The organism is Streptomyces sp. NBC_00207 (genome assembly GCF_045160965.1).
Classification (GTDB): Bacteria; Actinomycetota; Actinomycetes; order Streptomycetales; family Streptomycetaceae; genus Streptomyces.
Window position 1 is genome coordinate 7,641,356 of the sequence record NZ_CP130715.1, and the last position, 16,299, is coordinate 7,657,654.

General features: G+C 70.5%; 12 protein-coding genes and 1 pseudogene. 7 read left to right on the forward strand and 6 right to left on the reverse strand.

Annotation, left to right across the window (positions count from 1 at the left end; translation table 11 throughout):
* Positions 1-100 precede the first annotated feature (100 nt).
* Positions 101-505 (forward strand): type II toxin-antitoxin system PemK/MazF family toxin, encoded by a 405-nt coding sequence (locus OG472_RS35475; RefSeq protein WP_401605251.1) that lies wholly within the window; start codon positions 101-103, stop codon positions 503-505.
* Between the two features lie 134 nt (positions 506-639).
* Here the strand turns inward: OG472_RS35475 and OG472_RS35480 are convergent.
* Positions 640-1,277: pseudogene (locus OG472_RS35480) on the reverse strand (IS5 family transposase).
* Positions 1,278-1,320: 43 nt separating this feature from the next.
* On the opposite strand from OG472_RS35480, the gene OG472_RS35485 reads away from it, so the two are divergent.
* Both OG472_RS35485 and OG472_RS35490 read left to right on the forward strand, forming a co-directional pair.
* Positions 1,321-1,893 (forward strand): barstar family protein, encoded by a 573-nt coding sequence (locus tag OG472_RS35485; protein WP_405942420.1) that lies wholly within the window; start codon positions 1,321-1,323, stop codon positions 1,891-1,893.
* A 160-nt stretch (positions 1,894-2,053) separates the two neighbouring features.
* Entirely contained in the window at positions 2,054-3,895 is a 1,842-nt protein-coding gene (locus OG472_RS35490; protein WP_405832976.1) for an ABC transporter ATP-binding protein, read from the forward strand.
* Positions 3,896-4,057: 162 nt separating this feature from the next.
* On the opposite strand, the gene OG472_RS35495 is transcribed toward OG472_RS35490, so the two are convergent.
* The 5 genes from OG472_RS35495 to OG472_RS35515 all read right to left on the reverse strand — a co-directional run bounded on the left by OG472_RS35495 (position 4,058) and on the right by OG472_RS35515 (position 12,473).
* Complete coding sequence (locus OG472_RS35495; RefSeq protein WP_405942421.1) at positions 4,058-5,863, reverse strand: trypsin-like serine protease; 1,806 nt, start codon at positions 5,861-5,863, stop codon at positions 4,058-4,060.
* Positions 5,864-6,082: 219 nt separating this feature from the next.
* Positions 6,083-6,580, reverse strand: a complete 498-nt coding sequence (locus OG472_RS35500; protein WP_401605262.1) for a hypothetical protein — start codon at positions 6,578-6,580, stop codon at positions 6,083-6,085.
* A 61-nt stretch (positions 6,581-6,641) separates the two neighbouring features.
* Positions 6,642-7,037, reverse strand: a complete 396-nt coding sequence (locus OG472_RS35505; protein WP_401606425.1) for a hypothetical protein — start codon at positions 7,035-7,037, stop codon at positions 6,642-6,644.
* On the reverse strand, positions 7,037-10,564 hold the full coding sequence (locus tag OG472_RS35510) for a hypothetical protein (RefSeq protein ID WP_405832978.1): 3,528 nt from the start codon (positions 10,562-10,564) through the stop codon (positions 7,037-7,039). Before OG472_RS35510 ends, OG472_RS35505 begins: the two co-directional genes overlap by 1 nt.
* A gap of 913 nt (positions 10,565-11,477) precedes the next feature.
* On the reverse strand, positions 11,478-12,473 hold the full coding sequence (locus OG472_RS35515) for a LuxR C-terminal-related transcriptional regulator (RefSeq protein ID WP_401605266.1): 996 nt from the start codon (positions 12,471-12,473) through the stop codon (positions 11,478-11,480).
* An 80-nt stretch (positions 12,474-12,553) separates the two neighbouring features.
* Between OG472_RS35515 and OG472_RS35520 the strand changes: the two genes are divergently transcribed.
* From OG472_RS35520 to OG472_RS35535, 4 genes are all read left to right on the forward strand, one after another.
* Positions 12,554-12,844, forward strand: a complete 291-nt coding sequence (locus tag OG472_RS35520) for a hypothetical protein (protein WP_405942422.1) — start codon at positions 12,554-12,556, stop codon at positions 12,842-12,844.
* 233 nt (positions 12,845-13,077) lie between these two features.
* Positions 13,078-13,230, forward strand: coding sequence for a hypothetical protein (locus tag OG472_RS35525; RefSeq protein WP_401605269.1), 153 nt, complete (start codon positions 13,078-13,080; stop codon positions 13,228-13,230).
* A 205-nt stretch (positions 13,231-13,435) separates the two neighbouring features.
* Positions 13,436-14,164 (forward strand): carbonic anhydrase, encoded by a 729-nt coding sequence (locus OG472_RS35530; protein ID WP_401605271.1) that lies wholly within the window; start codon positions 13,436-13,438, stop codon positions 14,162-14,164.
* 137 nt (positions 14,165-14,301) lie between these two features.
* Positions 14,302-16,278: a flavin monoamine oxidase family protein gene (locus OG472_RS35535; RefSeq protein WP_405942423.1), complete on the forward strand. Its 1,977-nt coding sequence runs from the start codon at positions 14,302-14,304 to the stop codon at positions 16,276-16,278.
* Positions 16,279-16,299 lie beyond the last annotated feature (21 nt).

The following is a 16,299-nucleotide window of genomic DNA, read 5'->3' on the forward strand; positions in this document are numbered from 1 at the left end:
TTGTCTTCACACACCGATGATCAACGGGTTGCCGCACCCGTCTCCACAGCGCGTCGGGGTCGCGCAGCGTCCGCCCGCCGTTCCTGTGTCAGGAGGACATGTGCAACGTGGCGAAGTCTGGTGGGTGGAGTTCGACGAGCGGCGGCCGGTCGTGCTGCTGTCGGGAGACGACGCGTCCGGGATCCGGGTGATGCAGGTCGTCGCTCGGGCGGGTGTCGACATCACCGGTCTGGGCGTCGAAGTGGCAGTAGGCGCCGTGGAAGGACTGCCCTTTGAAGGCGTGCTGCGGTTCGCGTTGCCGCGTCCGGGCTTTACCCCTTGCACGTGGCTGACCACCGTGTCCCGGGACGACCTGATCGAGCGAGCGGGCGTTCTGTCCTCCGCGAAACTCAGCGAGATTGAGAACGCCCTCCGTCTCGGTGAGCAGGCGAAGGAGTGGACCCCGGCGACGACCGCGAAGCTCAGCGAGACAAGGAACGCCCTCCGTCTCGGTGGACTCGGGTAGGCGGAGAAGGAACGGACGCCGGCGACGGCGTGGTCGGTCTCGTCCAGATGATCGAAGCTGCCAGCTGCCTCCTCGGTGCCCCCCACGATCGAGATCACGAACTACGGCTGGAGTATCAGGCCGTCTCTTTCGGATCACCTCGCGGCCCAGATGAGGATGGCTGCGAGGTGAAGTCCGGCGAGGTGGATCGTGACGGTCTTGTCGTATCGAGTAGCCAGACCACGCCATTGCTTCAGCTTGTTGATGCAGCGTTCCACGGCGTTGCGCAAATCGTGTTTATGACCTGCTCGCATGCGGGTGCATCCCCGGGCTTGTCCGGCGGAGAGCACGAAGGCCAGCGGTCGGCAGTTACCGTCAGCAGCCAGGTGAACCTTGGTGGTGAGTCCTCCGCGGGAGCGTCCCAGGGCATGGTCATCAGGCTCCCTGACATGGGCGCCTTTGCTGCGGGCTCCGGCGCGTGCTGATGTGCCCGAATGATGGTGGAGTCGACAGCGACGACCCAATCCAGGTTCTTCTCGGCGTCCGTATGGGCGAGCAGAGCCGTGAACACCCCCTCCCAGGTGCCGTCGATCGCCCACTTCCGCAGACGGTTGTAAGCGCCCTTCCATGAGCCGAGCTCGCTGGGGAGGGCTTTCCAGGGCGAGCCTGTGTGGTACTTCCAGGCGATTGCGTTGATCACTTGTCGGTGATCACACCAACAGCCACCTCTCCGCGGCGTCCGGTCCGGCAAGAGCGGCTCGATCCTGGCCCACTGCACGTCAGTCAACGACACAGCCGAGCAACGAGCCGGGAATCTCCACGATCCGATTCCGAAGGTGCGTGCGAAGATCACGGGCGTGACCACCCCAAGCCTTACCCAGCTCACATCGCCCTGGGTCGTCTTCACCGCCGAGACCGACCCGTGGGTGTCCGCCGAAGCGACCGCGCTCCTGGAGCGGGGCGGCCTGGTCTTCCGGATGAATGCCCGAGACCTGCTCGAACCTGCCTCGCTGTTCCGTACCTTCGCACGGGAACTCTCCTTTCCGGGGTACTTCGGCCACAACTGGGACGCCCTCGTCGACTGCCTGCACGACTGGCATGACCACGGGCACGGCAGGAGCGACGTCGCGGTCTTGATCGACGACGCCGACGCACTACTCAACGCTGAGTTCCTGGGACTGTTCGTCTCGGTGCTTTGCCAGGCGGCTTGGAAGGCGAATCTCCAGCTCGACGGTGACGGTGTGCCCCACGGGGACTGGCCGCCGTTCGCCCTCCACTTCGTACTTCTGCTGGAGCACACCCCTCCGGCTGACTTCACCGAAGCCGTTTTGAAGGGCAGGTGGTTGGATGCCGAGCTCACAGACGAACGGCTGACCGCCGCCCTGAGCAGGACATACTGGACCGACTAGCCGGTCATCGCATTGCACCCCCGGACCGGCGACCGGACATCGACAAACGCAGCAACATGATCCGGAAGAGACGCCCTAGGTGAAAAACGCTTGGACGGTGCGGGTGCCGTCGCGGAAGACTGCCAATCCTGTCCTGTAGGTCCGGCAAAACAGGGTTGGGATGGAATTGCCTGAATCACACAAAGGTTCGCCGGGCAGGGGCCCGGTGCTCCTCGCCCTTCGTTATTACGGACGGGAGCTGGCCCGCCTCAAGTGGCTGACGGTTCCCGCGATGCTGCTCCCGGCGCTGGGCAACATCGGCATCGACTACATCGCGCCGCTGGTCGTCGCCAAGCTCGTCGCACGCATCGCCGAGGGCGGCGGTACCGGTACGGGCGCCGACGCCGGCTTCGACATCGGCCCGATGCTGCCCTACGTCCTCGGCTTCGCCGCGGTCCTGCTGCTCGCGGAAGGGCTGTGGCGCCTCGGACTGCACTGCCTCAACCGCCTCGACGCCCGCGGCATCGAGCAGCTGTACGTGATCGGGATGGACGAGCTGTTCGCCAAGGACGCCGCGTTCTTCCACGACAACTTCGCCGGGTCCCTGACCAAGCGGGTGCTGAGCTTCGCCTCACGCTTCGAGGAGTTCGTCGACACGCTGACGTTCTCGCTCGTGGGCAGGTTCGTACCGCTGATCTTCGGATCGGTGGTGCTGTGGCACTACGAACCGCTGCTCGTGGTCGCCCTGTTGGTGCCGATCGTCCTGACGGCGCTGTGCGTGGCCCCCCTGATCCGCCGCCGCCAGGCGCTCGTCGTCCAGCGCGAGGCGGCGATCGCCCGGGTCTCGGGCCACGTCGCCGACAGCCTGATGAACATCGACACGGTCCGGGCGTTCGCCGCCGAGGACCGCGAGGCCGCCGAACACCGCTCGCGGGTCGCGGAGTCGCGGCGGCTCACCCTGCGTTCCTGGGACTACGGCAACCTGCGCATCGACACCATCGTCGCGCCGATGTCCGTCCTGACCAACGCGCTGGGCCTGCTGCTGGCCATCGTGCTCGCCGGCAGCGGCCGCGGCGTGGAGGCGGTCGTGGTCGCCTTCGCCTACTACTCGAGCGCCACCCGCATCATGTTCGAGTTCAACCAGATCTACCGTCGTCTGGAGAGCTCGATGACGGAGGCCGCGCAGTTCACCGAGCTGCTGATGACACCGCCGACCGTACTCGACCCGGTGTCGCCGCAACCACTGCCGGCCGCGGGGGCCGCCGACGTCCGCTTCGAGCAGGTGACCTTCGCCCACGGGGGCGGAAAGCCGCTCTTCGAATGCCTCGACCTGGCCGTGCCCAGCGGATCGAAGATCGGGCTCGTCGGCCGGTCGGGCGGGGGCAAGACCACCCTCACCCGGCTGCTGCTGCGGATGACGGACGTCGACGCAGGCCGGATCCTGATCGGCGGGCGGGACATCAGCCGGCTGTCCCAGGCCGACCTGCGCAGCCTGATCGCGTACGTGCCGCAGGACCCGGCGATGTTCCACCGCACGCTGCGGGAGAACATCGCGTTCGCCCGGCCGGACGCCACCGAGGCCGAGATCCGCCGGGCGGCGGAGGCGGCGCACGTCACGGAGTTCGCCGAGGGGCTCGTGGACGGCTTCGACACGATGGTGGGCGAGCGCGGGGTCAAGCTGTCGGGCGGACAGCGCCAGCGGGTCGCCCTCGCCAGGGCGATCCTGCGCGACGCACCGATCCTGCTGCTCGACGAGGCGACCAGCGCCCTGGACTCCGAGAGCGAGATCCTCGTCCAGGAAGCGCTGTGGCGGCTCATGGAGGGGCGGACGGCGCTCGTGGTCGCGCACCGGCTCAGCACAGTCGCCGGCATGGACCGGCTCGTCGTCCTCGACGGCGGACGGATTATCGAGCAGGGCACGCACCAGGAACTGCTGGCCTCGGAGGGTGCCTACGCGAAGCTGTGGCAGCACCAGTCGGGCGGCTTCCTCGACGACACCCCCGCGCGGTCCGACCTGCTGTGACCTGCACTGAAGGCAGGGGGGCGACGACCAGCCGGCACGTCACCCAGGAACCCCGGGAGCCGGAGAGCGCCCCCTCGCGGCGAGAAACAGACCTGTCCCGCCCCGGCGCCGAGGGGCGCCGGGGCGGGACAGGGGGTGGTTGCACCACGTCCGGAGAGTGGGTCAGTACAGCTGGATGGCGTTCCAGTCCCAGCCGGCGTTGGCGGGGGTGGCGTAGCTGCTGGTGAAGGGCTGGATGTGGCCGGCGGTGTCGGCGAGGCCGGTGTACATCTTCATGGTGCCGTCCGGCTGGCGGTACATCATGCCCATGTCGGTGCGGCGGTCGCCGTTGAAGTCGCCGGTGATGAGCTTCATGGCGTTGCGGTCCCAGCTGTTGGCGGGGACGGTGTAGCCGGCGGTGTACTCGCCGAAGCCGCCGTCGGCCTTGGCGAGGGAGGTGTAGAAGCCGATGGAGCTGTCGGCGTGGTGGTAGACCATGACGGCGTCGGTGCGGCCGTCGCCGTTGACGTCGCCGGAGTGCAGCTGGATGGCGTTCCAGTCCCAGCCGGCGTTGGCGGGGGTGGCGTAGCTGCTGGTGAAGGGCTGGATGTGGCCGGCGGTGTCGGCGAGGCCGGTGTACATCTTCATGGTGCCGTCCGGCTGGCGGTACATCATGCCCATGTCGGTGCGGCGGTCGCCGTTGAAGTCGCCGGTGATGAGCTTCATGGCGTTGCGGTCCCAGCTGTTGGCGGGGACGGTGTAGCCGACGGTGAAGTCGCCGAAGCCGCCGTCGGCCTTGGCGAGGGAGGTGTAGAAGCCGATGGAGCTGTCGGCGTGGTGGTAGACCATGACGGCGTCGGTGCGGCCGTCGCCGTTGACGTCGCCGGAGTGCAGCTGGATGGCGTTCCAGTCCCAGCCGGCGTTGGCGGGGGTGACGTAGCTGCTGGTGAAGGGCTGGATGTGGCCGGCGGTGTCGGCGAGGCCGGTGTACATCTTCATGGTGCCGTCCGCCTGGCGGTACATCATGCCCATGTCGGAGCGACGGTCGCCGTTGAAGTCCCCGGTGATGAGCTTCATGGCGTTACGGTCCCAGCCGCCACTGGTGGGGACGGTGTAGCCGACGGTGTACTCGCCGAAGCCGCCGTCGGCCTTGGCCAGGGAGCTGTAGAAGCCGATGGAACCGTCGGCGTGGTGGTAGACCATGACCGCGTCGGAGCGGCCGTCACCGTTCGCGTCACGCTGTGCGAGGGAACGTCGTACCGTCTCCTCCATCCAGCCGCCGAGGTCGTCGGTGCGTACGGAAATGGCGCCGGTGCGGGATTCCGCGGGGTCGGTGCCGAGGCAGCCGCCCTGCCAGGAGCGGCTGTTGACGCCGACCAGCTCACCGGTGGCGTTCAGCAGCGGGCCACCGGTGTCGCCCTTGCAGAGGGAGTCGGTGCCCTTCCCCGTGATGGTCAGGGTGGTGGCGTTGGACGTGTTGAGGGTGAACGCACCGGTGTGGACCTTGCCGGGCACCCACTCGGTCTTGGTCCGTCCGAAGCCCACGGCGGTCAGATCGGCGCCGGCTGCCGGGGCAGTGCTCGCCTGCTTGATGCGCGCGGTGCCGCCGGCGGGAGTGGCGAGGCGGGCCAGGACCACATCCCGGTCGGTGCGGGGGACGAGCTCGGAGACGTCGACGCGCTTGCCGTCGCTGAGGGTCACGGTGGTCTTGAGCGCGGGCGCACCGGCCGGCACCGTGGTACCGGGCGTCGCGGCGAAGCAGCTGGCGGCGGTCAGGACCCAGGAGACGTCGACAACGGCGCCGGTGCATCCGCGGCCGTTCGCCTCATCGCCGATGTTCAGCTTGACGACGGAGGCGTGCTGGCCGGCCGCCGTCTCCGGGCCGGAGACGGCATGGGCGGAGCCGGCGGGAACGAGGCCCGCGGCGACCGCGGTCGCAGTGACGAGGAGGCCCGATATCCGCGCGGTGCGCGGACGGAGTGCAGACATGTGCGGTTTCCTTTGGGAACAGGATTCGGTGAGCGTATGCGCCGGGGTTCGGTCGTGCCGTGTGCGCAACCGGTGGTCGGCCGGTGACGAGAAGCTCGACGGGGATCGAGAGAGTGACTCGGTCGCCTGCTTCACCGAAGACTTGTGGAGATGGCCGGGGCGCCGATGACAGGCGCGAGTGGTGCCGAGGGTGCGACCCTCGTTGCAAAGCGGAGCGGGCTACTTGGTGACCCGGATCTCGACCAGGACGTGCTCCCGGCCGTCGACGGACTCGCCGACCCCTTCCCAGGTCTTCGCCGGGATGTTGTATTCGACGCGGTCGTTCTCGGCGGTCATCGCGAGGTGGGTGTTGGCGGAAGCGTCGGTCCGCACTCCGTGCACCGACTTGATCTCCAAGGTCAGGAAGCCCTCGTTGCCGGTGACCTTGAAGCACACGTCCGCCCGGTCACGGGCGAGGAACTTGAGGAGGTTCTCCTCGCTCCGGCAGTCGGCGAGCACGATGTGGCCATCGCCCCGCTTGAGGACGATGCCCTGTTCGGCCAGGATCTTGTCGGCGTTGGGGTAGTTGTAGTCCTCGACGGCGTATCCGGGCCCCGCGTCGGCGACGGGTTCGGTGGTGGCGCTGGAGGGCTGGCCCCCGGCCAGCACGGCCCATGCCAGAACACCGGCCGCTGCCGCGGTTCCCAGAATGCGCGTCCATGCGTTGCGTGAATTCATCACAGTCCTAGAAGTCGAGATTGATCAGGTGTCGATGCCGGAAAGCGGCGGCGCGCGGCATCTACGGTGCCGCCGCCTTGGTGAGTTTCAGGGAAGGCGGTCCGTCGGGATCCGGACGGAACTCCAGCACGTTCCCTCCGCGCGGGTAGAGCTGGATTCCGGAGGTCGTGCCGAGCCCGCCGTTCTTGACCGACAGGTAGATGAAGTCGCTGGATGCCTGGTCATCGAGCCACTCCCATCGGCCGCTGAAGTCCGCGGGGTCGGAGAATCCGTCCGTCACCACGTCAGTGGCCGTGAACTCTCCGTCGGACTCGAGCCGCAGCTCGGCGCCCGCCTTGTCGTTGCGGTAGACGCCGGGCAGTTCGGCGGGGTCGACGGAGCCCATGCACCCCGAAACGAGCGCGACGGAAGCGGCCAGGGAGGCGACGAGCCGCCTTTCGCCGGTCCTGCTGTACATCACGGCCCCAGCGTCACGTTGAACTCGATGACCTGGGTCTTGGGCGACATCGGACCGGAGTCGCCGACGATCTTGTCGACGAGCGAACCGACCGTGTTGCTCCACCAGTCCGTGTATCCGATGACCGGGGGGTGGGTCGCGGACTCGATGTCCGACTCGTTGTACGCGGTGTACCGCCACACGACGGAGCCGTCCGCATTCTTGCGGATGGGAGTCATCCGGACCTGGTGCGAGCCCAGGAACGTGTACGCGAGGTTTCCCGTGAGACCGACCGTGGAGAGCGTCCCGTAGTCCTTGAGGTACTTCCCCGCACCGTCGAATCCGCTGAGCGTGTAGTCGTACAAATAAGAGCGGCCGAGTTCGAAGTTTCCGTCCCGTGTACGGCCGGCGAAGAAGGCGAGCGCATTCTGCGTGTGCTCGTGCTCACGGTAGAGGCGGGTGAAATCGTCGTCCGGGCCGAAACACTGCGACCGGGGACCCGTTCCGGAAAGCCAGCTCCAGCCCAGCTCCCACGGATTGGTGCTGTTGCCGGACTCGATGGGGGCGCCGAACGGCGTCAGGCAGCTCTCGGCGCCTTCCGGGAGGCCGTTCTTGCCCGGGACGATGGGGACCTTCGCGTTGTCCAGCGCGTTCTGGATCGCCTCTTGCACCGCGGCCTGGATGACGAGCTGCCTGGCCTCCAACGCGGCCTGGGAGGCTGCGCCCGCGCTCTGTCCGGCATCGAGCGATGCCTTGCGGGCTGCCGCGGCCGAGGCCGCGGCGGCCGAGGCGTAGGAAGCGGCCTCGGTGGCGGACCGCACGGCGCGGTTCGCCGCACTCCGCGCCACGCTGCTCGCCCTGCGCGCCGCAGCGGCCGCCTGACGCGCGGTCTCGGCGGAGCGCGCCGCAGCGGCCGCGGACACCTCGGCGGCAGCGGCGTTCTTGCGCGCCTCCTCGGCGGACAGCTTGGCGGCCGCGGCGTAGCCCTTGGCGAGGTCGGCCCACTCGACCGCCTTGGCGGCGGCGTCGCGTGCGATGGCCGCTGCCTCGGAAGCCCGTGCCGCGTTCTCCTGCGCTTCCTGGGCCACCTTGGCCGCGCCCGCGATCAGCGCACGGATCGCGCTGATGTGCGTGGCGTGGTCGTGGTCGATCCGGGCGAACTCGTGCTGCGTGGTGCCGATGAACTGGCGCAGCATGTGGGTGTCGCCTTCGAGGGCGATCTTGGCAGCCGCCTTGACGTAGGGGCCTCCGTTCGCCAGGAGGGTGGTGGCCTTCACTCGGTCGTCCTCGCGGACGGCCGCGCCACGCTCGACGTGCAGGAAGGCGTGCAGGGCCTGGGCGGTGCCCTTCTCCAGCGCGGCCACGGCCGCACGGCGTACCGCGGGGCCGGTGTTGTCGTCGGCCAGGACCGTCGTCACCTCGACCCGGTTGTCCTCCTTGGCCGCCTCGATCGCACCGCTCTCGAGGAACGCCCTTACTTTCGCGGGGTCCTGGGTCTTGAGCACCTCCACGGCCGCCAGGGCCACGTTCTTGGTCGAAATCGCCGCCATGGCCGCGACGTTCTCGACGTTGTCCTGATGGAGGGCGATGAGGCGGTCGGCGTCGATCCAGTGGACGACGTCCTCGTCCGAGCCGGCGAGCGCGAACTCCGCGGCCTCCCGGGTCCACGTACCCGCACGCCCGATCAGCTGGATCGCTGCCTTGCGTCCGGCGGCCACGGCTTCCGCGGTCCGGCCGGCCTTCAGCGCCGACTCCGCGGAGCCGATGAGCGCGAGCAGCTCTTCGGACAGGCGCGCTTCCTGCGTCCGCTCCCGGTTGTACCGTTCGAGCTGATTCGTTTCCGCGCTCGCCTCGAGCCGGGCCCGCTCGATCGCCTCGGCGGTCTCCTCGGCCAGCCTGGAAGTCTCTGCCTCACGAGCGGTCTGTTCGACCGCACGTGCCTTCTCGACGGCGTCGGAGGCCTTGTTCGCCGCCTCGACGGCAGCGTTGGCGGCTGCCGTCGACCGGTTGGCGTAGTCGACCGCCTGGCCGGCGTGGTTGGCCGCTTCCACGGCGGCCGCGGCTGCCTTCTCGGCGTGATCGGCGGCGCTGTTGGCCGCGTCGCGCGCCGCGCGGGCGGCCGTGGCCGCCTGTCCGGCCAAGGTCCGCGACTTGCTCGCCGCCCGCGTCGCCCTGCCCGCGGCGGCCTCTGCCACGGCGGCTTCCCGCTGCGCGACGGCGGCCTCGGACTGTGCGGCCCCGGAGGCCACGGCCGCGTCGGCCGATGCCCGGGCGGCGGCGGCAGCGTTGACGGCCGAGTCGGCGGCAGCCGCGCCTGCGGAATCCGCCGCTTCGGCGGCCATGGCCGCGAGATCGGCCTTCTGAGCCACAGTGCGGACGAACTTGACCATGGCCGTGGCGGTCTGCGCCGCCGCTCGGGCCGCGTCCGCCATCGATGCGTCCTTGGAGGCCCCGATCGCGGCCTGGTACGCCCGGGCCGCGGCGCGTCCTGCCGATGCGGCCGCTGCGGCGGCGGCCTGTGCTGCCGCCACCGAACGCTGCGCGGCGGCCTGCGCCGTCCGCGAGGCCGACACCGCGGTCGACGCGGCGGCTGCCGCGCCCCGGGCCGCCTGCGCCGCCTTGTTCGCAGCACTGGCAGAGCGCTGGACGTCCTGATTGGCGGCCTCGGCCTCGGCCTTGGCCTCCAGCGCCGCCTCCTTCGCCTTCTCGGAAGCCTTGACCGCCTGCTGGGACAGCTCGACGGCCTCGTCGGTCTTCCTGCCGGCGCGCTGCCCCTCCACCTCAACGACCTTGACCAGCTGCTGAATCGTCGCGGTCTCCTCGTCACGGGCCCGGGCGATGTACTGGCCCGTCTCCAGGAACCACCGGATCGCCCGCGGCGACCCGTCGTCCAGCGCCCGCTGCGCGTACTCCCGCACCTGCGGTGACGCCGTCACGAGGATGGACGTCACCTGCACCCGCTGGTCCTCCTCGTGGGCGGTGAACTGCCCGCCGCTCAGGAAGGCGCGCAACGCGAAGTCCGAACCGGCCTCCAGTGCAGCGGACGCATCACGCTTCACGGCACGGCCACCGCGGGCCATGACCGTGGTCACGGCCACCTTCAGGTCCTCGTGCACCGCGGTCTGGAATCCGCCCTTGAGGAAGGTCTCGACCGCCGCCGTGCCGCCCGACAGCGCCGCGCCGATACCGTCGCGCGTTGCCCGGCCCGCCATGACCAGGGACTGCGTGAGCGTGAACCTGTTGTCCTCGGCCCGGGCCGCGGGCAGCTTCTCGTCGAGGAACGTCTTCACGTCCGCCGCACTGCCCACCAGGGCCGCGGCAGCAGCGGTCCGGACGGCGCGGCCGCCCGTCCGGTACGCCCAGACGACCCGACCGCGATCGGTGTCCGGCAGACCGGATCCCACGGGCAGCGAGCCGGATCCGGCCCCACCCGCCGCGTAGGCGGGCCGGCTGAGGACCGTGCAGTTCGGCAGCGCACAACCGGCTGCCACCCCGGCGAATGCGGCGAGTATCCGACGTCTGCTGACCTGCCGTGAACGTGGTGCCATCACGACTCCCTTCTCTTGAGCTGATTCCGACCAGGAGGTGCTCCCGGCCTGACGGGCTGTCGTGGTCGGTTTTTCCGCACCCGGCGTGCCGCGTCGGACTCTGAATTCACGTCCCGCGGTGCCGTGTTCTCCGGTGGTGCCGACCGGGTTCGCGTTTCGCTCCCTGGAGGCGATCACTACTCTCGGCGCACCGCGAAGGCGAGGGGAAGGGGGTTCAGGTGGACGGAAGCGTCCCTGACCCGATCCGGCCCGGGTGCGCTTCCACCGGCACTCTGCGGCACCACGTCCCGCGCGCGCCGGCACGTGCCGCGCCTGTGCCGTGGCCCGCCTCACGAGGTTTCAGCCGGCCAGGGGTTCGTCAGCGGGTACGGACCCACGCAGACCTGCGGCCGACAGACGAGCGGAACATGCCGGGACGCTTCTCACCGCAGCAAGGTGGGATGGGGCCGGGACGAGAGGACGGCCGATGGCCTGGACGCTTGTGGCCCAGGCCTCTTCAGGCCAGTGCCTCCGGCTTTCGCAGATGCCGGGAAGCGGAAACACTGGGCTGTGTGACGACAACGCACATCCGGCGCACGCCCGCCCTGCGGGACCACTGTCCCGGAGGCCCCTGACCACACCCTCCCGGCCCAGGGGCGCCCGGCCGGTGCCGGCGGCTACGGCAGCACCGGCCCCGCACCCCGCGAACCGCCCTCAGCCACAACCCATTCCGGGGATCACCATGCCTGCTCACCACACAGCGACCGGTACGCCCCCTTCGCCGGCCGGCCAGGGCGGCGATCGCTGCGGCCCGCCATGTGACGGCAGCGCCCCACCCGGGCTCGGAACCACGCCGCCGGCACGGCCGGGGCGCCGAGGCATCCGAGGAGCCCGCGCACCCCGCCCGGCCACGAGGGTCCCCGGTGAGGCGGAATCAGCCCCGTTGCGCGGGCAGCCATCCGTGCTGGACCGCCCGGACACCCGCCTCGAACCGGCTGCGCGCGCCCAGCCGTTCCATGAGATCGTTCGCGATCCGCCGGGCCGTACGCGCGGACACACCCAGCCGCTTGGCGATCGTCTCGTCCGTGTGCCCCTCGGAGAGCAAGGAGATGATGGTGGCCTCCTGCGCGCTCAGGCCGTGAACGTCCCGGACCGGGGCCTCACCGAGCGGCTGCGCCGCAGCCCACACACTCTCGTACAGCGCGCACAGCGCGGTCAGCGTTCCCTGCCCGGTCAGCACCACGGCGCCGCCCGCCGTGTCCTCGCTGCTCACGGGAATCACCGCGGTCGACCGGTCCGTGATGATAAGCCGGGTGGGCAGGGAAGCCACGGTGCGGACCTGTCCGCCCAACGAGGCGGTCCAGCGCGCGTACTCCACGGTCGGCCGGTGGTGGCGGACGCTGTCCAGGTACACCACCCTGGTGCGCACCCCGCGCCCCAGCAGCTCGGCGTCCAGTGGTCGTGAGGCGGCGATGTTCCCCTCGGTCTGGGGCCCTCCGGGTGCGAACGTCATGACCTCGTGGCGGACTTCACGGGTCAGACGCGCGAGGCGGTCCCTGATCTGGTCCAGCCCGATCAACTGCTCGACTCCCGGGCTGACGGTGGCCGGCCGCAGGTCGGCGTACTCGGCGATCAACTGGGCGGCGACCGCCCGCGAGGCCTCCAGCCGCTGCTGCTGGGCGGCGATCTCGGCCTGCTGGCGGGCCATCAGGACTTCCATCCCGACGTCCGGCGAGACCGCGCGCAGCCCTCCGTGCTCAGCCGAGGGCCGGACCAGCGCGAGCTCACTGAGGACGTCGAGTCCGTCCCGCACCTGTTGTTCCGTCGTGCCGATGCGGGCGGCCAGGGCCGCGACCCCGTCCCCCGGAGCGGCCAGCATGGCTCGATAGACGGCCTCCGCCATCGTGTCGAGACCCAGCGCAGACAGCATGAAATTCCCCCCAGGACATGCTCATCTCCAGCACAAAAAGGTCATCATATGCCCGCAGCGGGGTGGCAGAAAGAGACACCATGTACCTCGTACACGCACACCTGAGGCCGCCGTCCCGGGGCGGCCAACTGCCCCCCGATCTGCGTGCCGTCGTCTACGAGGCCGCCCGTCCCGAGGACGGCGTCGAGCACGCCAGCGTGCACGGTGACGCGTCCCCGGCGCCGGTGCTGGGCCTCTTTCTGCTGGCCGACTCGCTGGCCCAGGCGGAGGTGAACGCGGCAGCCGTCTGCGCCCGGCTGCTGGAGATCCACCCCGAACTGTCGGGCTGGACCCTCGTGCGGGCCGAGGCCCCGCTCCTCGCCATCGACTGACAGTGAGGAGGGGCCAGGGCACCGCGCGGGGGCCTGGGGTGGACACAAACGGCCGCTGCCGTTTCCGTCCACTCGACACCCCTTCCACCCTCCCTGACCTGCGGCGAAAGTAGTTCTTGCCCGAACGGACACCGATCCCGAAGGCACTCGGACCGGAAAGCGCCACCGCGGGGCGCGACCGATTCAGGACACCCGTCCGACTCGCCGTCAACGCTCAGGAACGGAAAAGCCCCATGATTCGCATGCGTATCGCCCAGGCCGCCGCGGTCCTCACGCTCACCGTCGTCGCCCCGCTGGTCGCCGCCGCAAGCGCAAGCGCAACCGCAGCCGCCCCTGCCCAGTCCGCCCCGACCGTCACGGTGCAGGACAACATGGGCTGGCAGTAGGAGTGGCCCGCCCGCTGCGCCCCTGTGACCTCAGGGGCGGCGTTGCGGGTCCCGGCACACCTCCGTGAGGACGATCGCATTCGATCGGGATACGGGCTCTGAGCCACACGGATGAAAGCGCGGCCCCCGATTGCGCCGCCATGCGGGCGCGCTGAGACTGGACCCGCGTGTGAGGGGTCAGGAACGGCGGACGACGGGATCCGGCATGTCTGATCGGCACGAGGCCCCGGGACGGCGCCGGGTGGTCCGGGCGGCGCTGACCGGTGCGGTGGCCGTGGCCGCCGGGCTGGGGTCGGGTGCCCGCGGAACCCCGAGCGCCGTCCGCGCCGCGGGAGCGGCCGCGTTGCGGCCTACTTCCCCCGAGGCCGCGCTGGGCGCCCTGGTGGCGGGGAACGCGCGCTGGCGCACCTATCACGAGCGGCATCCCGACCAGACGCGGACGGTGCGGCGGACGCTGGTGGGCGGGCAGCACCCGTTCGCCGTCGTCCTCGGCTGCGTCGATTCCCGCGTCCCCCCGGAGCTCGTCTTCGACCAGGGGCTCGGCGACCTGCTGACCGTGCGGTCGGCGGGCGAGGTCCTGGACGAGGCGGTGCTCGGGAGCATCGCCTACGGGGTCCTCGAACTCGACATCCCGCTGATCGTGGTCCTGGGGCACCAGTCGTGCGGGGCCGTCGCCGCGGCCGTCCAGGCCCACGAGGGGGGACCCCCGCTCCCGGGCCACATGCAGTACCTCGTCGACCAGATCCACCCCGCGATCGACCGCAGGCTCCGGGGAGCGGCCCGGATCGACGCGGCGATCACGGCGAACGTGCGCCGGGTGAGCTCGCGGCTGGGGGCCGAACCCGAGCTGGCGGCCAGGATCGCGGCCGGGAAGCTGGCCGTCGTCGGGGCCCGGTACGAGCTCACGAGCCTGCGGGTGCGCGGGATCCGCTGACCGGCCGCGAGCCGCCGCCCCGCACACGAAACCCCGTTCGTCAGCGCGGGATTGACCGCGCCGCACGTCCGGGTGATTGTTTCCCGCCCGGGCCGCTTTCGGCGATCAAGCAGTGGGTGGGCAACGAGAGTTGACCCATGATCATCGACTCTTCCCCCACGCCCGGCCCTGCGCCCGATCCCGCGGACGGGCCCGCCCCGGCGGCGGCGCCCGCTCCCGCGTCCGGGCAGCGCCCCTCCCGCCGTACCGTCATCGCGGGCGCCGCCGCCGTCGCGGGCGCCGGCGCGCTCGGCGTCGCCGCCGCGTCCGCCGGGACCCCGAAGACCCCCTCCGGCTCCGCGCGCCCCGACTGGGACACCTGCCTGACCATCGCCCGGGCGATCCTCGTACGGGACGAGGACGACCAGCCGCTGGTGCCCCGTTACGCGGACATCCTCCTGAAGTCGGGCCTGCCCCGGTCCCGCAGCCGCAAGAAGGTGCTGATCGTGGGCGCCGGGCCGGCCGGGCTCACCGCCGCCCACCTGCTGCGCGAGGCCGGCCACGAGGTCACCGTCATCGAGGCCAACGGCAACCGGGTGGGCGGCCGGATCAAGACCTTCCGCACCGGCGGCCACGAGAAGTCCGCCGCCGCCTTCGCCGACCCCAAGCAGTACGCCGAGGCCGGCGCCATGCGCATCCCCGACAGCCACCCGCTGGTCACCGGGCTGATCGACAGCCTCGGCCTGAAGCGCCGGCGCTTCCACCTGGTCGACGTCGACGGCTCCGGCCGCCCCGCCTACCGTACGTGGATCCACGTCAACGGCATCCGCGTCCGCCGGGCCGACTACGCGCGCAGCCCCCAGGTCCTCAACCGCTCCTTCGGCGTCCCCGCGGCCTACGAGTCCCTGCCCGCCGCGCAGATCGTGCGCAACGCCTTCGCCCCCGTACGCAAGGAGATCGAGGGCAGGAAGGACAAGGCGCTCGTCGAGGGCTGGGCGCGCGTCGTCCAGCGCTACGGCCACATGTCCATGTACCGCTACCTGACCGAGGAGGCGAAGCTCGACGAGCGGACGATCGACCTGATCGGAACCGTCGAGAACCTCACCTCCCGGCTGCACCTCGCCTTCATCCACAGCTTCATCGGCGCCTCGCTGATCAGCCCGGACACCGCCTTCTTCGAACTGCCCGACGGCACCGCCACCCTGGCCGACGCGCTCTACGCCAGGGTCGAGGACGTCGTCCGGCTCGACCGCCGTGCCACCCGGATCACGCACGGGGAGGGCAAGGTCACCGTCGACACGGTCTCCGAGGGCCGCGGCGGCGCCGTGCAGCGCGAGACCTTCACCGGCGACACCGCCATCATCACCGTCCCCTTCTCCGGGCTGCGGCACATCCCGGTCGCCCCCGCCCTCTCCTACGGCAAGCGCCGCGCGATCACCGAACTGCACTACGACGCGGCCACCAAGGTGCTGCTGGAATTCAGCCGCCGCTGGTGGGAGTTCGACGAGGCCGACTGGAAGCGCGAGCTGGAGGCCGTGAAGCCCGGCCTGTACCGGAACTACCAGGTCGGGCGGACGCCGGCGGACGGGATCCTGCTGGGCGCCCACCCCTCCGTGCCCAAGGGTCACATCTCCGAAGCCCAGCGCGCCCACTACGCCGCCTGCCGCGCCGTCACCCGCGACCAGCCCGAGGCGGCCGGGGTCATCGGCGGCGGCTCGGCCACCGACAACCCCAACCGGTTCATGTTCCAGCCCTCCTACCCCGTCGAGGGCAGCCCGGGCGGTGTCGTGCTGGCCTCGTACAGCTGGTCGGACGACGCCCTGAAGTGGGACTCCCTCGACGACGCGGAGCGCTACCCGCGGGCGCTCGCCGGGGTCCAGGAGGTCTTCGGGCAGCGGATCGAGGTGTTCTACACCGGCGTCGGACGCACCCAGTCCTGGATGCGCGACCCGTACGCGTACGGCGAGGCGTCCGTGCTGCTGCCCGGGCAGCACACCGAGCTCTTCCCCCACGTCCGCAAGGCGGAGGGGAACCTGCACTTCGCCGGCTGCCACACCTCCATCAAGCCGGCGTGGATCGAGGGAGCCCTGGAATCCGCCGTACGGACCGCCCTGGAGGTCCACACGGCGCCCTGAGAGGCCGTACGGCAGGGCTTC

Bases quoted from the DNA above. Each gene is read 5' to 3' on its own strand.
- OG472_RS35535 (WP_405942423.1), top strand. From the start codon at position 14,302: ATGATCATCGACTCTTCCCCCACGCCCGGCCCTGCGCCCGATCCCGCG.
- OG472_RS35510 (WP_405832978.1), bottom strand. From the start codon at position 10,564: ATGGCACCACGTTCACGGCAGGTCAGCAGACGTCGGATACTCGCCGCA.
- OG472_RS35505 (WP_401606425.1), bottom strand. From the start codon at position 7,037: ATGTACAGCAGGACCGGCGAAAGGCGGCTCGTCGCCTCCCTGGCCGCT.
- OG472_RS35525 (WP_401605269.1), top strand. From the start codon at position 13,078: ATGATTCGCATGCGTATCGCCCAGGCCGCCGCGGTCCTCACGCTCACC.
- OG472_RS35515 (WP_401605266.1), bottom strand. From the start codon at position 12,473: ATGCTGTCTGCGCTGGGTCTCGACACGATGGCGGAGGCCGTCTATCGA.
- OG472_RS35520 (WP_405942422.1), top strand. From the start codon at position 12,554: ATGTACCTCGTACACGCACACCTGAGGCCGCCGTCCCGGGGCGGCCAA.
- OG472_RS35500 (WP_401605262.1), bottom strand. From the start codon at position 6,580: ATGAATTCACGCAACGCATGGACGCGCATTCTGGGAACCGCGGCAGCG.
- OG472_RS35530 (WP_401605271.1), top strand. From the start codon at position 13,436: ATGTCTGATCGGCACGAGGCCCCGGGACGGCGCCGGGTGGTCCGGGCG.
- OG472_RS35495 (WP_405942421.1), bottom strand. From the start codon at position 5,863: ATGTCTGCACTCCGTCCGCGCACCGCGCGGATATCGGGCCTCCTCGTC.
- OG472_RS35490 (WP_405832976.1), top strand. From the start codon at position 2,054: ATGGAATTGCCTGAATCACACAAAGGTTCGCCGGGCAGGGGCCCGGTG.